We start from the raw sequence: 20,757 nt of genomic DNA on the forward strand, positions 1-20,757 counted from the left end.
AGTTGACGATATACACCCTACTGAGCCTTTATGACGAATTCATGACCATTAAATGGCAGTTTTACGAAAATTTGCGATGAATAATTGTTCAATTGATCCGCCATTTTCTGGATATTAAAGTTTTATGAAATTGGATATTCGCCTATTTACTGCCCTTTTCTTCCTCGCTAGAGTGAGCTTGAAATTTGGTGTAGACCAATTAGACTATTCTGATGGAAATCGAGATGAAAAACGAATACCTACTACTGACTCCAGGTCCTCTATCTACTTCTGAAACAGTACGTGAAGCCATGCTAAAAGACTGGTGTACTTGGGATGATGAATACAACAAAGACATTGTAGAAGTGATCCGCACTAAGCTTGTAAAACTAGCGACGGAGCAAGACGGCTACACCAGCGTACTAATGCAAGGTAGCGGCACCGCATCAGTAGAAGCAACGATTGGCAGTGCCATTGGCAAAGGTGGGAAGTTGTTGGTTGTCGACAACGGCGCTTACGGTGCGCGTATCGCTCAGATCGCTGATTACCTAAATATTCCATGCCATGTAGTTTCCCCAGGCGAAACATCACAGCCACACTTGAACGAGGTGGAAACTGCATTGGCATCGGATCCTGCTATCACACACGTGGCAATTGTTCACTGTGAGACAACCACTGGCATGCTTAACCCAATTGAGGCATTTGCTTCTGCAGCGAAAGCACACGGTAAAGTGGTGATTCTCGATGCCATGTCGAGCTTTGGTGGCATTCCTATCGATATCGCAGAGCTAGGCATCGATTTTATGATCAGCTCAGCGAACAAATGTATTCAAGGCGTACCGGGTTTTGGCTTTGTGATTGCAAAACAAACTGAGCTCGAAAAGTGCCAAGGTCAGGCACGTTCTTTGAGCCTTGATCTTTACGACCAGTGGCACTGCATGGAAGTGAACCACGGCAAATGGCGTTTCACGTCTCCAACGCACACAGTTCGCGCTTTCTACCAAGCATTGCTAGAACTGGAACAAGAAGGCGGCATTGAGGCTCGTCATAACCGCTACCAAACTAACCAGAAAACACTGGTTGCAGGTATGCGCTCTTTGGGTTTCGAACCGCTACTGAGTGATGACCTTCACTCGCCAATCATCACCTCTTTCTACTCTCCAACTCACAGTGATTACCAATTCAAAGCGTTCTACACGCGTTTGAAAGAGCAAGGCTTCGTGATTTATCCGGGTAAAGTATCGAACGCAGATTGCTTCCGCATCGGCAACATTGGCGAAGTTTACCCAGCAGATATCGAGCGCTTAATCGGTGCGATTGAAAAAGCAATGTACTGGCAAGTTGCTTAAAGCAGCCTTCTGATTGAGAGAGCGTTATGACTCAGAATATCAAACCGACCCATTTCCGCAGCGAAGGTGATGTCAACACGACACCAGCGCGCCAAGCTTGGAATGCATCGATGGACGACGAACGCACGCAAGCTTTGTTGAAGCGTGATTCGGAGGTCTTTCTTCATCAAGCCATGTCAACGCCTTGCTTAGATACCTTGGAAGCAGCAGAAGGCATCTACATCCAAAACGCCACCGGCAAAAAGTACATGGACTTCCATGGCAATAACGTCCATCAGTTGGGCTACGGTCATCCGCATGTGATTAAACGTGTGCAAGAGCAAATTGCCAAACTGCCGTTTTCACCACGTCGTTTTACCAACGAGACCGCGATTGAGTGTGCCGAAAAACTTACCCAAATATGTGGCGGCGAATTGAATCGCGTGCTGTTTGCGCCGGGTGGCACATCTGCAGTGGGCATGGCACTTAAACTAGCGCGCCATATCACGGGCAACTACAAGGTGGTGTCTCTGTGGGATTCCTTCCACGGCGCATCATTGGATGCCATCTCAGTGGGCGGCGAAGCGTGTTTTCGTCAAGGAATGGGACCATTAATGGCAGGTGTTGAACGCATTCCACCAGCAGTGTCTTACCGAGGCGCTTTTCCAGTCGCGGACGGCAGCGACGTACATTACGCCGACTACCTTGAGTACGTGATTGAGAAAGAAGGTGGCGTGGGCGCGTTTATCGCAGAAGCGGTTCGCAACACGGATGTACAAGTGCCGAGCAAAGCCTACTGGAAACGCATCCGTGAAATCTGTGACAAACACAATGTCATGTTGATCATCGACGACATCCCTAACGGCATGGGTCGCAGCGGTGAATGGTTTACCTACCAAGCCTATGACATCGAGCCAGATATGCTCTGCATCGGTAAAGGTTTGGGCGGAGGCTTAGTGCCTATCGCAGCCATGGTGACCAAAGACAAATACAACACTGCTGAGCAAATCTCCATGGGTCATTACACTCATGAGAAAAGCCCTATCGGTTGTGCTGCAGCATTGGCAACCATGGAAGCCATTGAGCAAGACGGCTTGCTAGATAAAGCCAAAGCCGACAGCCAGTTCATGCGTGAAAAGCTGCTAGAGATGAAAGCCAAGTACCCAGTGATTGGCGATGTGCGTGGCATCGGCATGTTGTGGGGTATTGAGTTGGTCACTGACCAAGAGAGCAAAGCGCGCGCCTATGACGAAGCAGAAGCCGTGCTGTACCAATGCCTCAATAACGGCGTGAGCTTCAAGGTATCGCAAGGCAATGTGATTCAACTCAGCCCACCGCTGATCATCACTCGCGAACAACTGACAGAAGCGTTGGCGATCTTCGAAGAAGCCATCGCCAAAGTGTGTAAAGACTTTAACTACATTTAGGGTCGATAGACCTCAACAAAAACCAATTTATCCAGAGCGCGGTTCCAACGTGTAGGCAGCGCTCTGGCAAGCAAGAAAAAGGATTGAACATGAGCAACTCACCAATTCAAGCAGTGATCTTTGACTGGGCTGGCACTATCGTCGATTTCGGCTCTTTTGCGCCAACCAGCATCTTTGTGGAAGCGTTCAAACAAGGCTTTGATTTTGATATCGATCTTGAAGAAGCGCGGGAACCAATGGGGCTTGGTAAGTGGGATCACATCCAAGCTGTGGGTCGCATCCCTGCAGTTGATAAGCGTTGGAATGAGAAGTTTGGTCGCTCAATGACCAGCGAAGACATCGACGCTATCTACGCAGCATTCATGCCTCTGCAAAAAGCAAAAGTGGCTGACCACGCAGAGCCAATCCTTAATGCGATTGAAGTTGTGAACGGTCTGAAAGACAAAGGCATCAAGATCGGTTCTTGTTCTGGTTACCCTCGCGAAGTGATGGATGTGCTGATTCCTGTGGCTGCGGATTACGGCTACAAACCGGATTACGTAGTAGCAACGGATGACCTGCCGCAAGGTGGTCGCCCAGCACCATTTATGGCACTGAAAAACGTGATTGAGCTGAATGTAACGGACGTTAATGCGTGTATCAAAGTGGATGACGCCGCACCGGGCATCGATGAAGGTCACAACGCCGGTATGTGGACCGTTGGTTTGCTGCTTTCTGGTAACGAAGCAGGTCTAACGTTTGAAGAATACCAAGCTGCGGACGAAGCAACGCTTAATGCTGCTCGTGAAAAAGCGCGTGCAAAATTGCTCAAGAGCTCGCCGCACTACCTTATCGACACCATTGCTGACTTCCCTGAAGTGGTTGCAGATATCGAACGTCGCCTAGCAGCAGGTGAACGTCCGTAATCTTCATCTTCCACTAACAAATGAAACAAACGCCCCTCACGTGAGGGGCGTTTTTCTTTTTGGCACTATCTTAGAAAGTTTGGCTTATTGAAGCGTATTTCCGTTAGATAGCAGCTTTCTTGTCGGCTCTTGCTCAGTGTATTCGACCGCATCGTGATCCGCGAGCTTATCGACTTCCGCCTGTTCACCCACCACAATCAACACATGTTGTTTCACCAGAGCATCGACCACTTCAATGTTGTGCTGACGAAGAAGCGCTCTCACTTCGCTCTCTTTTCCTTCATGATACTTAACAAAGTAACGTGCAGGTTGCTGCTCGGCTTGATCTTGGCGTTCATCCACGAGAGGAAATCCTTGATTGTTTGCCAAGCTGCTTGAGCTCAGTCCGATTGCCAATAGTGCGGTAGCGCCTACCACAGACAAAGAAAGTAAGGTCAACTTCTTCATAGTCACTCCTTATTGAAAGGTCAGAGTCCAACTGTTGATGGTGCCTGTGTCTCTTCTGGCACTGTCCACCGCTTTTAGTTCCCATGTACCTTGCGATTCAAAACCAGAAAAATCCGCTTGGAACGTGTTTTTTATATCGTTAGCGCTGCCGCCAGTATTATTGTGAAGTACAACTTCTCCACCAGTCGGTGACGTTAAAGTCACTCGTAGATCACCGATGTAAGTGTGGCTAATATCAACGTCAATACTTACTGTGCCTGAATCACCAGAGCGATCGACTTCTACTGCACTGATTGCGCCAGAAGATTTATTATCTGGAATCGCAACAGGGCTGGTATTTGAGAAGCTAGAGTCCGAAGAGCTACCACCATCAGGTCCATTACAGCCAGCGTCCAAGAACAGCTTCGCCGCTTCAGCATTAACTAGGCCGTGGCCAGTACGGTTGTCTCGACCAGCAACATCAATATCTGTTGCAGTTTTCACTAGGGCATTACGTACTTGCGCTGCTGTACAGGTTGGGTGGTAACTCCACACCAAGCCAGCTACGCCCGTTACGTGCGGTGTCGCCATTGATGTACCATTGTAGTACTCGTAATCTTCACCAGAGGTTGTTGCAACAGTAATCTCCTGACCAACATACCCCAATAGCTCTTGACCAAATGCACGATCAACCGTTACCGAAACCATACGATAAGCGTTGTTTGTGTCTACCAAGAAAGGGTTTTGTAAACCAGGTAGTTCAGAGTTGCTGTATACGATTGCAGCTCGCGCACCCGCATTGTAACAAGCCTGAACCGCATCTACTTCAGGGTAGTTTCCTGAAGACTGGTTGCCGATACGCTCAGTCAAACAAATTTTGCCCGACATATCACCACAGTTAACGTTACCGCCAGAGACATCACAGCTATCTAGCGTTGCCGTTACTGAACCCGCGATTGGATCCGGAACATACGAAGAACCGTTATTGATCAAACGATTGTGAGGAACAATCCCACGATCAAACTGACTGACACCATTCAAGGTAATATCAGAAAGTTTACCTTCACCTACCGTAACCGTTGATAAGATCGCCACACCCGGGCCTGAGATCTCAACTTGATTAGTAGATTGTGAGAACGCTGCATGATCATTTTGATTATCAACAGCCGCAACAGACATCACTGAGTCATAAGAAGCTGGATAGCTGTGCGCTGTATTGCCATCATTACCCGCTGCGGCGATCAATAGAACGCCTTGATCGTAAATATTTTGCAGTGCATTTTGCTCAGTTCGGCTTGATTGACTACCACCAAGGCTCATGTTCACAACGTTAGCACCATTATCGGCACAGGTCTGGATAGCTTTAACAAGCCCAGATGAGTAACCCCAACCCGATTCGTTAAATACTTTCACGATGTGCAAATTAACATTCTGGTTTGGCATCACACCCTTTACACCTTCGGTGTTGGCAATCGCAGCAATCGTACCCGCGACGTGAGTACCGTGGGCATTGTTGTTACCCGGATCACTCCATGATCCCGTACCACTATCGTTAGTACCAGCAACGCGGTTACCGCTTAGGTCGTTGTGCGAAATGTCGTACCCTGAATCGATAATACATACAGTGCGATTACCCGCATTGAAGTCAGCTAGCAGTTGAGCATTAACCGCTTCATATCCCCATGGGGTCGTTTCGCTGAGCAAATAGCGAGGTGGATCGACTTCCACGTATTCCACATCACTACGATTGCGAAGCGGCTCTAAGTCATCGCCATCCAATTCAACGCTGTAAATGGCGCGATTGCCTAGTTTTTCCACCTTACGTGCCTTCACCTGTTCTAGAACAGACTCCTGCGCGATTCGTGGCCCCCAGAATGAGTTACCACCCATTGAAGAACGGCTGACTGCATCTTCTTTGAATTTGACGATGTACTTCGTCGGTAACTTAGATTCATCAAATCCCATTGGTGGAGCCGCAAACGCTGACATCGAAGTGGTCAGTGCTATTGCTACGGCAGACAACGAAAATAAGCCTTGTTTTTTACTTGTTGTGTAGTGCATTTGCCCTATTCCTTATTTGAGCTAATTTTTATTCACTATATTCTCATGAAAAGTCATCACCATGATGTTTGCATGAGAGCTTCAGCTATAGTTTACAGAGCAAAAATGCCAAACAATTTGTTTCATGAATATACAAATTTGTACAAAAGATCATTCAATAAACACTTTAAGTTAACATTAAAAATCACCGACAAAACCTTATAAAGCAATTACTTAATTAACAAAAAGTGAATGTTAAATTAATGTTAGTGAGTAATTATTCTAAATATCACCCATTTAATCGATTGCTATGCTGAATGGATTTTTTGACCGTGGTGCCAAAACTAAAATATTGAATATTTAGTTGTTGACTGTCTTGAGCATTTACTCAGAATTAGAAGGTTTAGTGAGAAAAATTCTCATCTAAATACTGTTATAGCCGAGCGTATTCACGCATTCGGAACAATAACCATTACAAGAAGAGTGAATGATGAAAAAAACAATCACACTATTAACTGCATTACTTCCGCTTGCCTCCGCCATTGCAGAGGAGCCAACTTTATCACCAGCAATGGTTTCTGCGGCTGAAGTGGTTAGCGCGCAAGAAAATCAAACTTATACGTACGTTCGATGCTGGTATCGTACGAGCCACTCTAAGGACGATGCGGCTACCGATTGGAAATGGGCAAAAAACCAAGATGGTAGTGACTTCACTATCGATGGCTATTGGTGGAGCTCTGTTTCATTTAAAAACATGTTCTACACCAATACCTCACAAAACGTAATTCGTCAGCGTTGTGAAGAAACACTAGATCTAGCGAACGAGAACGCAGACATTACATTTTTTGCTGCTGACAATCGTTATTCTTATAACCACACGATCTGGAGCAATGATGCTGCAATGCAACCAGATCAAATCAACAAGGTAGTGGCTTTGGGCGATAGCTTGTCTGATACAGGCAACATCTTTAACGCGTCCCAATGGCGCTTCCCTAACCCGAATAGCTGGTTCTTGGGTCACTTCTCAAACGGTTTTGTTTGGACGGAATACGTTGCTAAAGCCAAAAACTTACCGCTATACAACTGGGCAGTTGGTGGCGCAGCAGGTGAAAACCAATACATCGCGCTAACTGGTGTCGGCGAACAAGTTTCTTCTTACTTAACCTACACAAAGCTGGCGAAGAACTACAACCCTGCTAACACATTGTTTACGTTAGAGTTTGGTTTAAATGATTTCATGAACTACAACCGTAGCGTGCCGGAAGTAAAAGCGGATTACGCTGAAGCTCTGATTCGTTTAACAGACGCTGGCGCGAAGAACTTCATGTTGATGACACTGCCTGATGCAACCAAAGCACCACAGTTCAAATACTCAACACAGGAAGAAATTGAAACGATTCGTGCGAAAGTATTGAAGATGAACGAGTTCATCAAAGCACAAGCGATGTACTACAAAGCCCAAGGCTACAACATCGCATTGTTTGATACACACGCACTGTTTGAGAAGTTAACCTCGGCACCAGAAGAACACGGTTTCGTAAATGCAAGCGACCCTTGCTTAGACATCAACCGTTCATCCTCTGTTGACTACATGTACACTCACTCATTACGTTCTGAATGTGCAGCATCTGGCGCAGATAAGTTCGTGTTCTGGGATGTGACTCACCCAACCACAGCAACGCATCGTTATGTGGCTGAAAAAATGTTAGAAAGCAGCAATAACTTAGAAGAGTTTCGCTTTTAATAAGCCGTTGTTGTTCATTGCAAGTTAATTTGCATAAAAATGACCACGAAGCATCGTGGTCATTTTTTATCGATATCGAACCTCGATAACGGTTTTATTTGAGCTCGCTTAGTTCAAGCCGTTGATTTAGGGACGTTGACTTTGAGCTGCCTCATTCAGCTTTCTGTTTTTGGTACGTTACCGCGGAAGCTGTCCACCATAATAGAGATCAACGTCTTTAAGGTTACATCATCACTGCGGTATGAGTAGGCTCGTATACCCGTAAACTGAACCTGGAACAACTGAGCCAGAAGCAATGTATCCTGGGCTTCAATTTCGCCATTCTCGATTGCTCGCTCAAACAGCTTTGCAAGAAAAGATTCAAATTGGTTTGCTAAGCTGTTTGTTTGATTGCGCAGCGCATTAAAATCCTCAGCAAATTCACTTGCTGATTTGACTAACATGCACACTTCACTGGGATTGGAGTCTCGCTGATTGATAACCACATCAATCGCGAAAGCTTCTATTGCATCTAGAACCGTTGTGTTCTGAGCTAAATGCAACTCAAACAGGGCTTGTAAGTTCGCAACGTACATTTTTAGCGCTTCACAATATAGCCCCTCTTTTGACCCAAACGTCGCATAAATACTTCCAGGACGCAGATTAACGCTATCTTGTAAATCACGTGTAGATGTTGCATGAAAACCTTTCTTCCAGAATAGATCCGAGGCGGCTTTCACCACTTCATCACGTTGGAATTTCTTTGTATTCGCCATGAGCAATTATCAATTTTGAACATATGCTCAATTTTATATTGAGCGACCGCTCAAAATCAACTATCCTGTTCTTGCCTAATCCGCTCATATCCAATTACAGGAGATTTAAACATGGCAGAATTTAAACTGTATACCGCAGAAAACGCACCCGAAGGATCAAAGCACCTGATTGAAAATTCAGTCAAAGCGTTTGGCATGCTACCAAATCTTCATGCTGTTATGGCTGAAGCGCCAACCTTGCTTGAGGGTTATCAAGTTGTGCATGAGCTATTTCAACAAACATCATTTAACGCAGAAGAATTGACCGTCGTATGGCAAACCATCAACGTTGAACATGGTTGTCACTACTGCGTTCCTGCTCATAGTGCGATCGCGGCGTCAATGAAAGTGGATCAGGAGATTGTTGATGCTCTCGTCAACCAAACACCATTGGCAGACGAAAAACTTGAAACACTACGAGAGACAACGCTTCAAATGGTGCGTCAACGTGGTGTAGTGGAAGAGTCTCAGATAGAGAAATTCTTTGCGGCAGGTTACGGACAGCAGCAACTGCTTGAAATTGTTCTTGGTCTAGCGCAAAAAGTGATGAGTAACTACACCAATCACCTAGCTGACACCCCGGTTGATGCACCTTTCAAGAAGTTCGCCAAGTAACTTAAGCTTTTATTACTGGTCCCATTCATGGGACCAGTAATACCTTCAAAAAAGGCTTTGTTGCATGGCGCTTCGCTAGTGTGAGCTGACCCCTAATTACAACGGCGCGACGTCGGTTCCCCCTAAAGACTGGTAAAGCGTAACCTGAGTGAGAAACTGGTTGTAGCGGTTCTCCAACAAAGAAGCTTGCGCGTTTCTGGTGTCTTCTTGTGCATTCAAATAGTCCATGATCGACGTCGAACCATACTGATACCGCGCAGCATAAATGGACTCAGCGGCACTTGCGGCATCATATTGTTCTTGTAAACGCGCCGCCTGATACTTCAATTTCTCGCGTGCCGACAAGGCATTTTCGACATCTTGGAATGCGGCGTACAACACTTGGCGATAACTCACAATAGCCGATTGATAGTCTAAATCGGCAATGGCTTGGCTATTTTTCATCTCATTCCACTGCAAAAACGGCAACGTCATATCTGCACCTAAACTGCCGATCGGGTTGGAAAGCAGGTCTTTGAGCGCTTGTGACGATCCACCCAAAGCCCCAGTGAGCGTCAGCTTAGGCAAGTAGTCCAAATCTGCTGCGTCTTTATTTGCTAGCGCGGCTTTGACGTCATAAATCGCGGCTTTAATGTCGGGTCTGCGGATCAATAAATCAGACGGAGCACCAACACTCAACGATGGCATATCGCCTTCAGGCAGCATTTGGATGTTTGCACTGATGCTCTTCGGCGGTTGATTGAACAAAATCGCAAAGGCGTTGTTTGCCTCAAGTAAACTCTGTTCAAACTCACTTTGCTGCGCTTGTAAGCTTGCCAACGTACGTTTGGCTTCAAGCACATCTAACTGATCCACAGCGCCAAGTTGGTACTGTTTTTCAATCAATTGCAGCGTTTGAGCTGCGTCTGCCACATTACGTTGACTGAGGTTTAAGCGCTGTTTCAAATAACCGATTTGCCAATATAACGATGCCGTCGTTGCGACCAAACTTTGTGCGGTCGCCTCGCGATCTTGTTGACTTGCCATAGCCGTCCACTTGGCTTGGTCAACGTCTGCCGAGATTTTTCCCCACAAATCCAACTCGTAATTGACGTATAAGTTAGCGCTGTAGTTATCTGCCGATTCCCCGCTATCAAGAGATTTTTGAACTTGTCCTGATGTGGAAGAACTCAACGTAGGGAAAAAGTCATCTTGCGCTAAACCCAGCTGTAAACGCGCTTTCTTTAGCGTTAGCGTTGCCAGCGTCAAATCGTTGTTTTGAGCCAACACCTGAGTAATGTATTGATTAAGCGTTGGGTCGTTAAACGCCAACCACCAAGGATCCATACTGACATCACCCGCAACATGCATCTGTTGCCAATTTGCAGGCACTTGCACCTCAGGAGCTTGATAGTCGCTACGCATAAGCGAACCACAACCTGACAACCACACTGCAATTAAGGCAGCCGCGACCAATCGAGTTTTGAATTTCATTGTGTTACTCATTTTTAGTCTCTCGCTAGCGCTTCTATCGGATCGAGTTTGGCGGCATTGCGAGCGGGTAAAAAGCCGAAAGCGATGCCAATCAACGTTGAGCAAATAAACGCCCAGATGATCGAGTTCATTGAGTAAATCATTTGGAAGCTGCTGCCAGATGTACTGAATGCAAAACCAATCAAAAACGCCAAGCCAATACCAGCAATGCCACCACATAAACACACCAGTACCGCTTCAATCAAAAACTGACGCAAAATATCCGCTTGCCGCGCACCCACAGCCATTCGCACACCGATCTCTTTCGTGCGCTCTGTCACCGACACCAACATAATGTTCATTACGCCAATTCCGCCGACAATTAGGGAGATCACCGCAATCGCTGAGATCAGTAACGTCATGGTTGCGGTGGTTTTCTCGATGCTCTGACGAATGGTGTCAGTGTTAATCGTGAAGAAATCTTCTGTACCGTGGCGCATTTTTAACAAGTTGATGATGCTCTGCTCTACCGCCGCACTTGGGGCGTTCTCATCAATCCGTACAGTAATGCCGTTGAGGTAGCGTTGTCCCATCATGCGTCCCGACATAGTGGTGTATGGCACCCAAATTTTCAGCGCGTCGCTGTTTCCAAACGCGTCTTCTTTTTTCTGCGTGACACCCACAATACGCACTGGCAATGAACCAAGAAAAATCACTTCACCAATCGGATTTCTATCCGCAAACATTTCCTTTCTGGTGTTGTCATCAATCACTGCTTCTTGGGCGAGTGAGTTCACGCTCTCTTCATCCCAAAACTGACCTTTGGCGATCTCATAACCGCGCACACGGAAATAATCTTCCCCAACCCCTTCCACAGACGCGGTTGCATCCTGATTGGCGTAACGCACGGTTAAGCTGTTGGATAAAGACGGCGTGACACTGTCGACAAAAGGTAGACTCTCCAACGATTTAGCATCGTCGGCGGTTAGCGTTTTCACTCGCCCGGAGCGGCGGTCACCAAACCCTTTGCCCGGTCTGACATCAATGGTGTTTGTTCCCATGGATGAAATATTCGACAAAATTTGCTGTTGTGAACCATTACCTAGTGCCACCACGGAAACCACCGAGGCTATACCAATAATGATGCCGAGCATGGTCAAAAACGTGCGCATTCTGTGGCTAGACATCGCCAGCAGCGCCATTTTGAGCGCGTCAATAAAACTGTCCCACTTCCACCACTTACTGGCGGCTTGCGCTGGGCGATGAAAAGACGCGCTCGGTGTCTTTGCTGCTTGTTCATTGATTACAACTTGTGCATTTGGCGTATCTGCAATGATTTCACCATCTTTGATTTCAATGATGCGATCCGCAAAGTTCGCCACGTTCATATCATGAGTCACTAAGATGATCGTATGCCCAAGTTGATGCAACTCTTTAAGCAGTGCCATCATCTCTTGCCCACTGTGACTATCTAATGCGCCAGTGGGCTCATCAGCGAGAATCACCTCACCACCGTTCATCAGTGCACGAGCAACACTCACGCGCTGTTGCTGGCCACCACTCAGTTGGCTGGGCTTGTGAGTCAAACGATCTTCCAGCCCCAAGCGAGCCAATAGTGACTGCGCTCGCTCCGTTCTTTGACGATGAGGAACTCCCGCGTAAACCGCTGGTACTTCCACATTTGCCACCGCGGTTAAATCCCCCAGCAGATGGTAACGCTGAAATATAAAGCCAAAATACTCGCGGCGCAGTTCCGCCAGTTGGTCGGATTCCAACGTCGAGACATCTTGCCCATTAATGAAGTATCGACCGCTGGACGGTTTATCCAAGCAGCCAAGCACATTCATCAGCGTCGATTTACCTGAACCTGATGCACCCACGATCGCGACCATTTCACCGCGTTTTATCTCTAAATTAATGTGGTTCAACACAGTAAGCGATTCGTCGCCAGAGACAAATCGTCGAGTTAAATCCTCAACTTTTAAAAGCACGTCACTCATCTTAGAACCTCATTGGAGGTCGACGACGATCACCTCGGCTTGATGATTCTCCATCCATAGCATTGCCAAGAACAACTTGGTCGCCCTCCTTCAAACCTGAGAGAATTTCTGCGTTCACTTTGTTGTTAATACCCACTGTCACGGGCTTTTGCACCACTTGGCCCTGTTCAAGCACTGGCACGGTATAGTTGCCTTTGCCGCCAGATTTTTGCAGCACTTGTGAAGGGACAATCAAGGTATTTTCCGATTGCTCAAGGACAATCGAAACTTGCGCAGTCATGCCGATGCGCAAAATACCTTGCGGGTTCTTCACATCAAATACAGCGTTGTAGTAAATGGCGTCGCTATCTGAAATGCTCAAATCGCTGTCATCGCCATCCATGATGGTTGGCCCCGGCTCAATGGCGCGCAGTGTGCCTTTAAACTGCTGATTCGGTTTGCCTAAAATGGTGAACAGCGCCATTTGGCCTGGGTGAACAAAAATCACATCGGCTTCCGAAATTTCGGCTTTCACCGTCATCGTATCTAGCTTGGCTAACTCGATAATAGTTGGCGTGGTTTGATTGGCGTTTACGGTTTGTCCTTCTTCCACCGCGGTGTAGACCACCGTGCCATCCATCGGTGCGTTGATGGTGGTGTAACCGAGATCTAACTGCGCATTGTCGACGTTGATTTTGGCTTTCTCGATTTCGGCATCCAGTTGCGCTAACTCGGCTTTGTAGATGGCGAGCGTCGCTTCGGCATTCTCGTAATCAGCTCGTGAGCTCGCTTTCGCTGCCAACATGCCTTTTTGGCGCACGTATTCATAGTTTGCTTGTTTAATCTGCGCTTGCTTAGCCTGGTACTGAGCGTTGAGACTATTAAGAGACGCTTGGGCTTCTTTGAGGCTATTTTGCTGAGTCAGGCTGTCAATCTGTGCAATCAAGTCTCCCTGTTTTATCTCATCCCCTAAGTTCACAGCGAGGCGTTGAATTTGCCCAGATACTTGCGCACCTACATTCACCAATTTGGACGCTTGCAACATGCCGTTGGCTAATACCGCCTTTTCGATATTGCCTTTGCGAACGACTTCTGTCGCGTAAGGAGAAATGGGTTCTGGACGTTGCAGATAATGATAACCACCAGCACCAATAGCAAGTAGGCCACACAAAACGAGCCATTTTTTATTGAGTTTCATAGCAGGAGTGAAGTAAATAATCGTTTTGATTTTATACTGCTATTTGTCTTAGCCGTACAGGGTACGAGACGTAAAGATAGGTAAATTAACGTCAAGAAACTGAGTGAATAACTTCACTAACGTGAAAAATCAGAGATATTATAGTCACTTCAAAACTTTATTATTCAATACGTATAGCAAAGACCATTTTTAATATAGAAATTCAAGTTATAAGTATTATAAACAAAACTTTTAAATACCAAAAAACTAGTAAAAACTAAACTTATTCAATATGCAATCATTTTAAATTTCATGATGGTCACTTTGATGATTGAATTTAAAGAGGAGTTAAGTGGCAAGTTAAATAAAAAATACCCACATAACACAGGTAAGACCGAGAGGAGTGTGTCATGTGGGTTTAAACGATAGTTCTCTTGCTGATTTGAACTACCAACGTTGGGATGCAATGGAAATACAAATGACTCAGAGTTTCCATCACGGACACTTTATCGCTGGATTTCCCTCTATTTGTTAGGGAACAGTCAGTACAATAAAAATAGAGAAGTAATACCGCAAAAATAAAAATAGAGGTTCAGGATTTAATTTACACGTAAAATAACCACTATATTCACGCCATGAAGCATTAATAAATTCAACAATAAATATTTATTAAGTTAAATTTACTTATTGTCAGCACACTGTTAGCTTTACTCTTAAATGCACTGGTCAGATTTGTTTATTTTACTGATTTTCGTTGCAATACAACTTCTAATTAATTCATGAGAAAAACATGCAGCGACAATTAACTCTTTCACCGATTTATTTATTAATCGGGTTAGCCTCCTCGACGGCGTATGCCGGTGGTTTTCAAATTAACGAACATTCTGCGACGGGTCTTGGTCGTGCTTTTGCTGGTGATGCCGTCATTGGTGATAATGCGTCTGTAATCAGCCGCAACGCCGCAGCGATGACGCTGTTTAAACAAAATGCCTTATCGTTCGGTGTCACTTACGTCAAACCTGACGTTACCGTTAAAAATGCGCAATATCATCGAGCTAACATTAATGCGGATGTCAATGTTGGTATGGGCGGTTTTCCTCCGTCCCCTCAAGTTGACATTACCCCGTCCTTCTCTCAAACCGTGACCGACATTGATGACGTCGATGGCGTTGGTCAACCAGCCGTTGTACCCAATTTTTACTTTATTCACCCTATCAACGACGACTGGTATCTAGGCTTATCGGCATATTCCAACTTCGGAACCGACATGGAGTTTAAACCAAACTATGGCGCACCTGTTTTTGGCGGTGTCACCAGCGTAGCGAGTGTCAACCTTGGCGCAAGCTTGGCATACAAGGTGAACGACCGTTTTAGTATCGGTGGTGGTATTGATGTGATTTACGGCTCTGGTGAGCTGTACCGCGATATGGACGTGGGTGTTTGCGTTGGTGGGAACATACTTGGAAACGAACTAGAACAACGCTGTGGATCCGTAAAAGGCAACGCACTTGATGTGGAAGCAGGCGGCATTGGGCTTGGTGCGAATATTGGCATGATGTACGAGTTTAACGAACGTCATCGCTTAGGTTTAAGCTACAAGCACAGCCCTAACATAGATGCCAAGGGCGACATCCACTTTGCGGGCGAATCGTACGACTCGCTTGCTATGCCGCTACCGGATATTGCGGAGTTTTCCGGTTATCACCGCGTCTTACCTAAATTTGCCCTGCACTATTCTGTGCAGTGGATTGGTTGGTCAGCATTTGACAGCTTGAAAGCTGATGATCAGTTGCTAAAAGATTTTCAGTGGCAAGACTCCGCGCACTACTCCATCGGTGCGACTTGGTACGCCAATGAACGTTGGACACTTCGCACGGGTTACATGTTCGACAAAACACCTGTCGATGAGCTGACTTCGCTTTCTATTCCAGATTCGAACCGTCACTGGTTATCTGCGGGGGCCTCTTACCAATGGTCATCAGATACCACGGTTGACATCGGCATGACGTACTTGATTGGTGAAGATGTCAACGTAGAAGAGTACGCGTATGAAGGTGTTCCTGCACCGATGGTGACGGGCGTGCCCCATTCAAATGCGTTCCTAATTGGTGCCCAGCTCAGCCACCGTTTCTAATTTGTCAGGCAGTGATCAAACCTCTAGGTCATTGCCTTGTAACAACGCTTATCGAAGCGACCGAACAGAGACATTATTATGAACAAAACACTACTTGCTTTTTCACTCTCACTTCTCACTCTAAGCGCAGCTCAGGCTTCGGAATGGGGCTATGGCAATGACAAACACGGGCCAGAGCACTGGGGAAAAATCGCCAAAGACTGCGCAACCACGAAAAACCAAAGCCCAATCAACATCGACAACCCAGCCGATGCAAAACTGGAAGCACTGAACCTTTCGTACACTGGTCAGGTCATTGGTTTAACCAACAATGGTCATACGCTGCAAGCGCAAGTGAACGGACGTAACAGCTTCACCATTGATGGCGAGACGTTCGAGCTGCAACAGTTCCATTTCCACACACCATCAGAAAACCAAATCAAAGGCCGCCAATATCCACTTGAAGCGCACTTTGTACACGCCAACGCAGACGGCGAGTTGGCGGTAATTTCGGTGATGTTTGATGCTGGCGATCAAAACGCAGCACTGTCTAAACTGATCAACGCAATCCCACAAGAGAATCAAACCACGTTCTTTAAAGATACGTTTGAGATTAACGACTTACTGCCAAAAACTGCAAACTACTATCGATTTAACGGCTCTTTAACCACACCGCCATGTTCAGAAGGTGTGCGCTGGTTTGTGCTTAAAGACACTCAAACCTTATCCAAAGATCAAGCCGCGAAACTTATGGAAGTCATGGGACAAAACAATCGTCCGCTACAACCGTTAAATGCGCGCGTTGTACTTTCTAACTAATCGCCAAATCCGATAAGGGGCATCGTATTTGCCCCTTATTTTGATTCGCTCTAACCTCACTTCGTTACAGGCCCCCCCAATGAAAACTCCATCTGTTCTGTCACTCTTACTCTCACTCGCCCCGACACTCGCCTTCTCTCATAACCTTTCTGTCGGTCAAACCACCCCTTCCGTCAGCATTGATACCTATGGCGAAATGACGCTGCAAGGAGACGATGTGGCTTATCAACCTTGGACAACTCAGCAGATGTTAGGCAAAGTCTGTGTGATACAAACCATTGCAGGTCGTAGTAAAGCCAAAGAGATGAACGCGCCGCTGATGTCAGCAATCACTGCCGCTCACTTTCCTGAAGATCAGTATCAGACCACAACCGTGATCAACCAAGAAGACGCCATCTGGGGAACCGGTACATTTGTAAAATCGTCGGCAGAGGACAGCAAAAAGACATTCTCTTGGTCTTCCATGGTGTTAGACAAAAATGGCGTATTAGCAACAACTTGGGATCTACAGCAAGAAAGTTCTGCGATTATCGTACAAAATAAACAAGGCGAAGTTTTATTCGTGAAAGAAGGGGCTTTAACTCAAGACGAAGTCACACACGTCATCGAACTGATTAAACAGAATATCTAAACCTAAGGTAAGGAAAAGCTATGAAACTGTTCAACACCCTCGCACTCTGTCTTTTAACGGCTGTAGCCTCTTTCCAATCGGTTGCAGGAGACAACGATTGGGACAAGATTGCAGATAAAACCGTCAGTTTTAAATCGGAAACCGACACAGTCAATCCACTGTCACCATTTGCTAACGCTCGTTTCAGCCACATCAAAATCAAATGTACGCACGGTACGGTCGATCTGAAAAGCGTTAAAGTGTTCATGAAAGATGGTCAGGAAAAGACGTTCGACAGTTTAGGGGTTCTGACTAAAGGCATGTCATCAAGAAGCTTAAGCCTACCAACAAAAGATAACGCGAAGTTAGACAAAATCGAGTTGAACTATGAATCGGTTGGCAGCACTGCGCTGCAAGTCGCGGGGGTGACCAAAAAAGCGCAAGTGGAAATCTTAGGTAAGAAAATCGACGAGTAAGCGATGGCTCAACGAACTCACCCAAACTAAAAACAGCGGCACTAGGCCGCTGTTTTCATTAAAAAATCGTCATGAATAACTAAATGAATTTCTTCAGCTTCGCCAAACCATAAGCAGCGATGGTGACACAATCTTTGATCGTGCTGTCGATCATCATCTGTTCGAACTCCTCAACAGAAAAAGCGCGAGTGATCAAATCCTCTTCTTCACTGTCGAGTTGATTGCCCACGTCCGTTAAATCACTGGCGAAGTAGACGTGACATGTCTGATTCAAAAAGCCGTATGCGATAAACTGCGCGCCGACATACGCCATGGCGCTCGCCTGCATGCCCGTTTCTTCACGCAGCTCGCCTTTGGCAAGCTCAAGATGATCCGCATCTGGATTTGATTCCCACGCCCCTTGTGGGATCTCCCAACAACGTTGACCTACGGTGTAACGGTACTGCTGAACCAAGTGAATCATCCCGTAATCGACAGCCAGAATCGCAGCACAATCAGGTTTGTCGACCACACCATAGATGCCCTCTGCGCCGCTCGGACGTAAAATTTTGTCCTCACGCACCGTCATCCACTTATTCTGGTAAACGACTTTGCTGTCTAGCTGTTTGATGTCTGACATGGTTATTCCTTGATTTTTCTGAGGGTTACTGCGGAATAATACCGGATTCGGTTACGCCACCAAAATGTTCTTTAGTTCACTCAAAGACTCAACGGTGTAATTTGGTGCGATACGCTCATCGACGCTTGCGCCTGTGGTATTTAACCAGCAAGTTTCAATACCAAAATTATTACCACCCAGAATATCGGAATGCAGGTTGTCACCCACCATCAGTACGCGCGTTTTGCATGGGTTGCCCATTTGCTGCATCGCGTATTCAAAAATACCTAAGTCCGGTTTTGCTACGCCCACTTGTTCAGAGATCACCACTTTATCGAAGTACTCAGTCATCCCTGTGCGCTCAAGGCGAATTGCTTGCAACTCTGTAAAACCGTTAGTGATGATGCCCATTTTAGCTTTGCCTTGCAGCGCTTCCATCAGCTCTTTTGCACCTGGCAACAAGCTGCAAATATCGGCCATTGCTTCTAAAAATGCGCTGTTGAGATCTGCTGTTGTGGTATTCAACTTCTCAGCCCACTCGGTAAAACGCTTATGTTTTAGCTCATCTGCCGTTACTTTGCCGTCTTGGTAATCCACCCAAAGCGGTTTGTTTACGGTTTGGTAATGAGCAAAATCTTGTTCAGTAAAATCTACGCCTTTGCGAGAAAACATAAGCTGCAAACCTTTGAAAGCATCAAAGTGGAATAAGGTTTCGTCAGCGTCAAACAGGATCCAATCGTACTTCATTTTCTTCTTCCCAAAATCAAGGTCGTAATACTGGTGCATAGTCTAGATTGTTTTCTTCTTGAAGATAATCTCTATAATTGGAAATTAATTGTATCCTTGTGCTCAACAATAAATGCTTCACGATAATAGGAGATTGAAGTGAACGCGATTGCCTCCCTGCCCGTTTTTGTTGCTGTTGTCGAATGCGGCAGCTTTTCCCTTGCGGCCAAACAGCTGAATCTGACGAAATCGGCGATCAGCAAACGTATCAACCAACTAGAAGACGATTTGGGCATTCGTCTCCTTAATCGAACTACGCGTAAGCTGAGCCTGACCGAAGCAGGAGAACGCTATTTTGAGTACGCCTCTCAAGCGCTCAACCTAGCCCAGCAAGGCGTAGACGCGGTATCGGAACTGCAAGGCTCTCCACAAGGTCGACTCAAAATTACCGTGCCGATGTCTTTCGGTGTACTGCATATCGCGCCTTTGATCAGCGAGTTTCTCGCTCGTTACCCGAAAATTGAAGTGGATTTAAACCTCGAAGACAAAATGGTCGATCTGGTTAAAGACGGTTTTGATTTGGGGATCCGTATTGGTGAACTCACCTCTTCCAATCTCATCGCAAAACGTCTCGCCCCTTGTAAAAGTGTGCTTTGTGCCTCACCAGATTACTTAGCGGAGTTTGGAACACCACAAAAACCAAGTGATTTAGTCGGTCACAACTGCCTGCGCTACTCCTATTTCCGTGGCGGCGTCGAATGGATGTTCATCAACAACGGCAGCGAATACAAGGTACTTCCAAAAGGAAACTTTATCGTCAATAACAGCGAAGCCATTCGCCAGTTGCTGTTAAGAGGTTCGGGCATTGCGCAACTGCCAACATTTATTGCAGGAAGAGACTTTGCCGCAGGAAATCTAAAACCGGTGATGGAAGAGTACTCTCTACCAGAACACGCCATTTATGCGGTGTTCCCTGAGCGCAAGCACATGCCGTTGAAAGTAAGAGCCTTTATCGATTTTATCAGCGAAAAACTCGGCACAGATTTACCTTACTGGGATCGTTACAACAGCCCAGAAAAATAACCATATTGATGATAAGTGAGTGAGATTTCACTACTGACATGTTCTGACATTCCATCCGCGTAACCTTATTTGGAACTCAACAGGCAATCCGCCAAAACCAATAAGGAATCACAATATGGAAACCGTTATCGAAACTGTGCAATTTCGTCTAACCGCAAGCACAACAGAGCAAGACGTGATCGCCGCTGCCAAACAGTCACAAACGTTTGTGAAGAATCTGCCGGGCTTTTTGTATCGCTCACTCAGTCACGAAGCGACTGACGGTGTGTGGACAGACATCATTTACTGGCGTTCAATGGACGATGCAAAACAGGCGGGAAAACAGCTTAAGCAAGCCGCTGAATTTCAGCCTCTGTTATCAATGATTGACTGCGAAAGCTTCGAGCTTAAACATCACAACTTAAAAATGTGCAGTGAGCTAGAGAAGTAATCAGCCGCACTACCACTAACAACCAGTAGGTCTAGA

General features: G+C 46.2%; 19 protein-coding genes. 11 read left to right on the forward strand and 8 right to left on the reverse strand.

Features of this window, described 5'->3' with window-relative positions; translation table 11 throughout:
• Window positions 1-224 precede the first annotated feature (224 nt).
• The 3 genes from phnW to phnX all read left to right on the forward strand — a co-directional run bounded on the left by phnW (window position 225) and on the right by phnX (window position 3,639).
• Complete coding sequence (phnW, locus tag R8O11_RS05710; RefSeq protein ID WP_318193984.1) at window positions 225-1,328, forward strand: 2-aminoethylphosphonate--pyruvate transaminase; 1,104 nt, start codon at window positions 225-227, stop codon at window positions 1,326-1,328.
• A gap of 26 nt (window positions 1,329-1,354) precedes the next feature.
• Window positions 1,355-2,734, forward strand: a complete 1,380-nt coding sequence (locus R8O11_RS05715; protein ID WP_025768031.1) for an aspartate aminotransferase family protein — start codon at window positions 1,355-1,357, stop codon at window positions 2,732-2,734.
• Window positions 2,735-2,823: 89 nt separating this feature from the next.
• Window positions 2,824-3,639, forward strand: coding sequence for a phosphonoacetaldehyde hydrolase (gene phnX / locus R8O11_RS05720; protein ID WP_025768032.1), 816 nt, complete (start codon window positions 2,824-2,826; stop codon window positions 3,637-3,639).
• Between the two features lie 84 nt (window positions 3,640-3,723).
• Here phnX and R8O11_RS05725 read toward each other — a convergent pair whose 3' ends face one another.
• Window positions 3,724-4,086, reverse strand: coding sequence for a hypothetical protein (locus tag R8O11_RS05725; protein WP_017819750.1), 363 nt, complete (start codon window positions 4,084-4,086; stop codon window positions 3,724-3,726).
• Between the two features lie 9 nt (window positions 4,087-4,095).
• Entirely contained in the window at window positions 4,096-6,126 is a 2,031-nt protein-coding gene (locus R8O11_RS05730) for a S8 family serine peptidase (RefSeq protein ID WP_053307150.1), read from the reverse strand.
• A 466-nt stretch (window positions 6,127-6,592) separates the two neighbouring features.
• Here R8O11_RS05730 and R8O11_RS05735 point away from each other — a divergent pair, with 466 nt between their 5' ends.
• Complete coding sequence (locus tag R8O11_RS05735) at window positions 6,593-7,849, forward strand: type 2 secretion system lipase (protein WP_017819748.1); 1,257 nt, start codon at window positions 6,593-6,595, stop codon at window positions 7,847-7,849.
• 155 nt (window positions 7,850-8,004) lie between these two features.
• Here the strand turns inward: R8O11_RS05735 and R8O11_RS05740 are convergent, their stop codons facing one another.
• Entirely contained in the window at window positions 8,005-8,604 is a 600-nt protein-coding gene (locus tag R8O11_RS05740; protein ID WP_005374096.1) for a TetR/AcrR family transcriptional regulator, read from the reverse strand.
• Window positions 8,605-8,715: 111 nt separating this feature from the next.
• Here R8O11_RS05740 and R8O11_RS05745 point away from each other — a divergent pair, with 111 nt between their 5' ends.
• On the forward strand, window positions 8,716-9,258 hold the full coding sequence (locus R8O11_RS05745) for a carboxymuconolactone decarboxylase family protein (RefSeq protein ID WP_005374097.1): 543 nt from the start codon (window positions 8,716-8,718) through the stop codon (window positions 9,256-9,258).
• A gap of 96 nt (window positions 9,259-9,354) precedes the next feature.
• On the opposite strand, the gene R8O11_RS05750 is transcribed toward R8O11_RS05745, so the two are convergent.
• Genes R8O11_RS05750 through R8O11_RS05760 form a run of 3 tightly spaced genes read right to left on the reverse strand, consistent with a single transcriptional unit; the run spans window position 9,355 to window position 13,887 of the window.
• Window positions 9,355-10,731, reverse strand: coding sequence for an efflux transporter outer membrane subunit (locus tag R8O11_RS05750; protein ID WP_318193985.1), 1,377 nt, complete (start codon window positions 10,729-10,731; stop codon window positions 9,355-9,357).
• A gap of 14 nt (window positions 10,732-10,745) precedes the next feature.
• The gene (locus R8O11_RS05755; protein ID WP_029855402.1) at window positions 10,746-12,710 is read right to left on the reverse strand and encodes a MacB family efflux pump subunit; all 1,965 of its coding nucleotides are present in this window, start codon (window positions 12,708-12,710) and stop codon (window positions 10,746-10,748) included.
• Window position 12,711: 1 nt separating this feature from the next.
• Window positions 12,712-13,887 (reverse strand): efflux RND transporter periplasmic adaptor subunit, encoded by a 1,176-nt coding sequence (locus tag R8O11_RS05760; RefSeq protein WP_213971496.1) that lies wholly within the window; start codon window positions 13,885-13,887, stop codon window positions 12,712-12,714.
• A 769-nt stretch (window positions 13,888-14,656) separates the two neighbouring features.
• Between R8O11_RS05760 and R8O11_RS05765 the strand changes: the two genes are divergently transcribed.
• The 4 genes from R8O11_RS05765 to R8O11_RS05780 all read left to right on the forward strand — a co-directional run bounded on the left by R8O11_RS05765 (window position 14,657) and on the right by R8O11_RS05780 (window position 17,884).
• Window positions 14,657-16,000, forward strand: coding sequence for an OmpP1/FadL family transporter (locus R8O11_RS05765; RefSeq protein ID WP_318193986.1), 1,344 nt, complete (start codon window positions 14,657-14,659; stop codon window positions 15,998-16,000).
• A 78-nt stretch (window positions 16,001-16,078) separates the two neighbouring features.
• On the forward strand, window positions 16,079-16,798 hold the full coding sequence (locus tag R8O11_RS05770; protein WP_005374104.1) for a carbonic anhydrase: 720 nt from the start codon (window positions 16,079-16,081) through the stop codon (window positions 16,796-16,798).
• 79 nt (window positions 16,799-16,877) lie between these two features.
• The gene (locus R8O11_RS05775; RefSeq protein ID WP_258477310.1) at window positions 16,878-17,429 is read left to right on the forward strand and encodes a YtfJ family protein; all 552 of its coding nucleotides are present in this window, start codon (window positions 16,878-16,880) and stop codon (window positions 17,427-17,429) included.
• Between the two features lie 20 nt (window positions 17,430-17,449).
• Window positions 17,450-17,884, forward strand: a complete 435-nt coding sequence (locus R8O11_RS05780) for a hypothetical protein (RefSeq protein WP_318193987.1) — start codon at window positions 17,450-17,452, stop codon at window positions 17,882-17,884.
• Window positions 17,885-17,963: 79 nt separating this feature from the next.
• Here R8O11_RS05780 and R8O11_RS05785 read toward each other — a convergent pair whose 3' ends face one another.
• Window positions 17,964-18,503, reverse strand: coding sequence for an NUDIX hydrolase (locus R8O11_RS05785; protein ID WP_318193988.1), 540 nt, complete (start codon window positions 18,501-18,503; stop codon window positions 17,964-17,966).
• 51 nt (window positions 18,504-18,554) lie between these two features.
• Window positions 18,555-19,229, reverse strand: a complete 675-nt coding sequence (gene yjjG / locus R8O11_RS05790) for a pyrimidine 5'-nucleotidase (protein ID WP_005374109.1) — start codon at window positions 19,227-19,229, stop codon at window positions 18,555-18,557.
• A gap of 138 nt (window positions 19,230-19,367) precedes the next feature.
• Between yjjG and R8O11_RS05795 the strand changes: the two genes are divergently transcribed.
• Window positions 19,368-20,291: a LysR family transcriptional regulator gene (locus R8O11_RS05795; protein WP_053307145.1), complete on the forward strand. Its 924-nt coding sequence runs from the start codon at window positions 19,368-19,370 to the stop codon at window positions 20,289-20,291.
• 115 nt (window positions 20,292-20,406) lie between these two features.
• Complete coding sequence (locus R8O11_RS05800; RefSeq protein WP_318193989.1) at window positions 20,407-20,721, forward strand: hypothetical protein; 315 nt, start codon at window positions 20,407-20,409, stop codon at window positions 20,719-20,721.
• The last annotated feature ends 36 nt before the right edge of the window (window positions 20,722-20,757 follow it).

This window comes from Vibrio sp. 1288 (assembly GCF_033344475.1).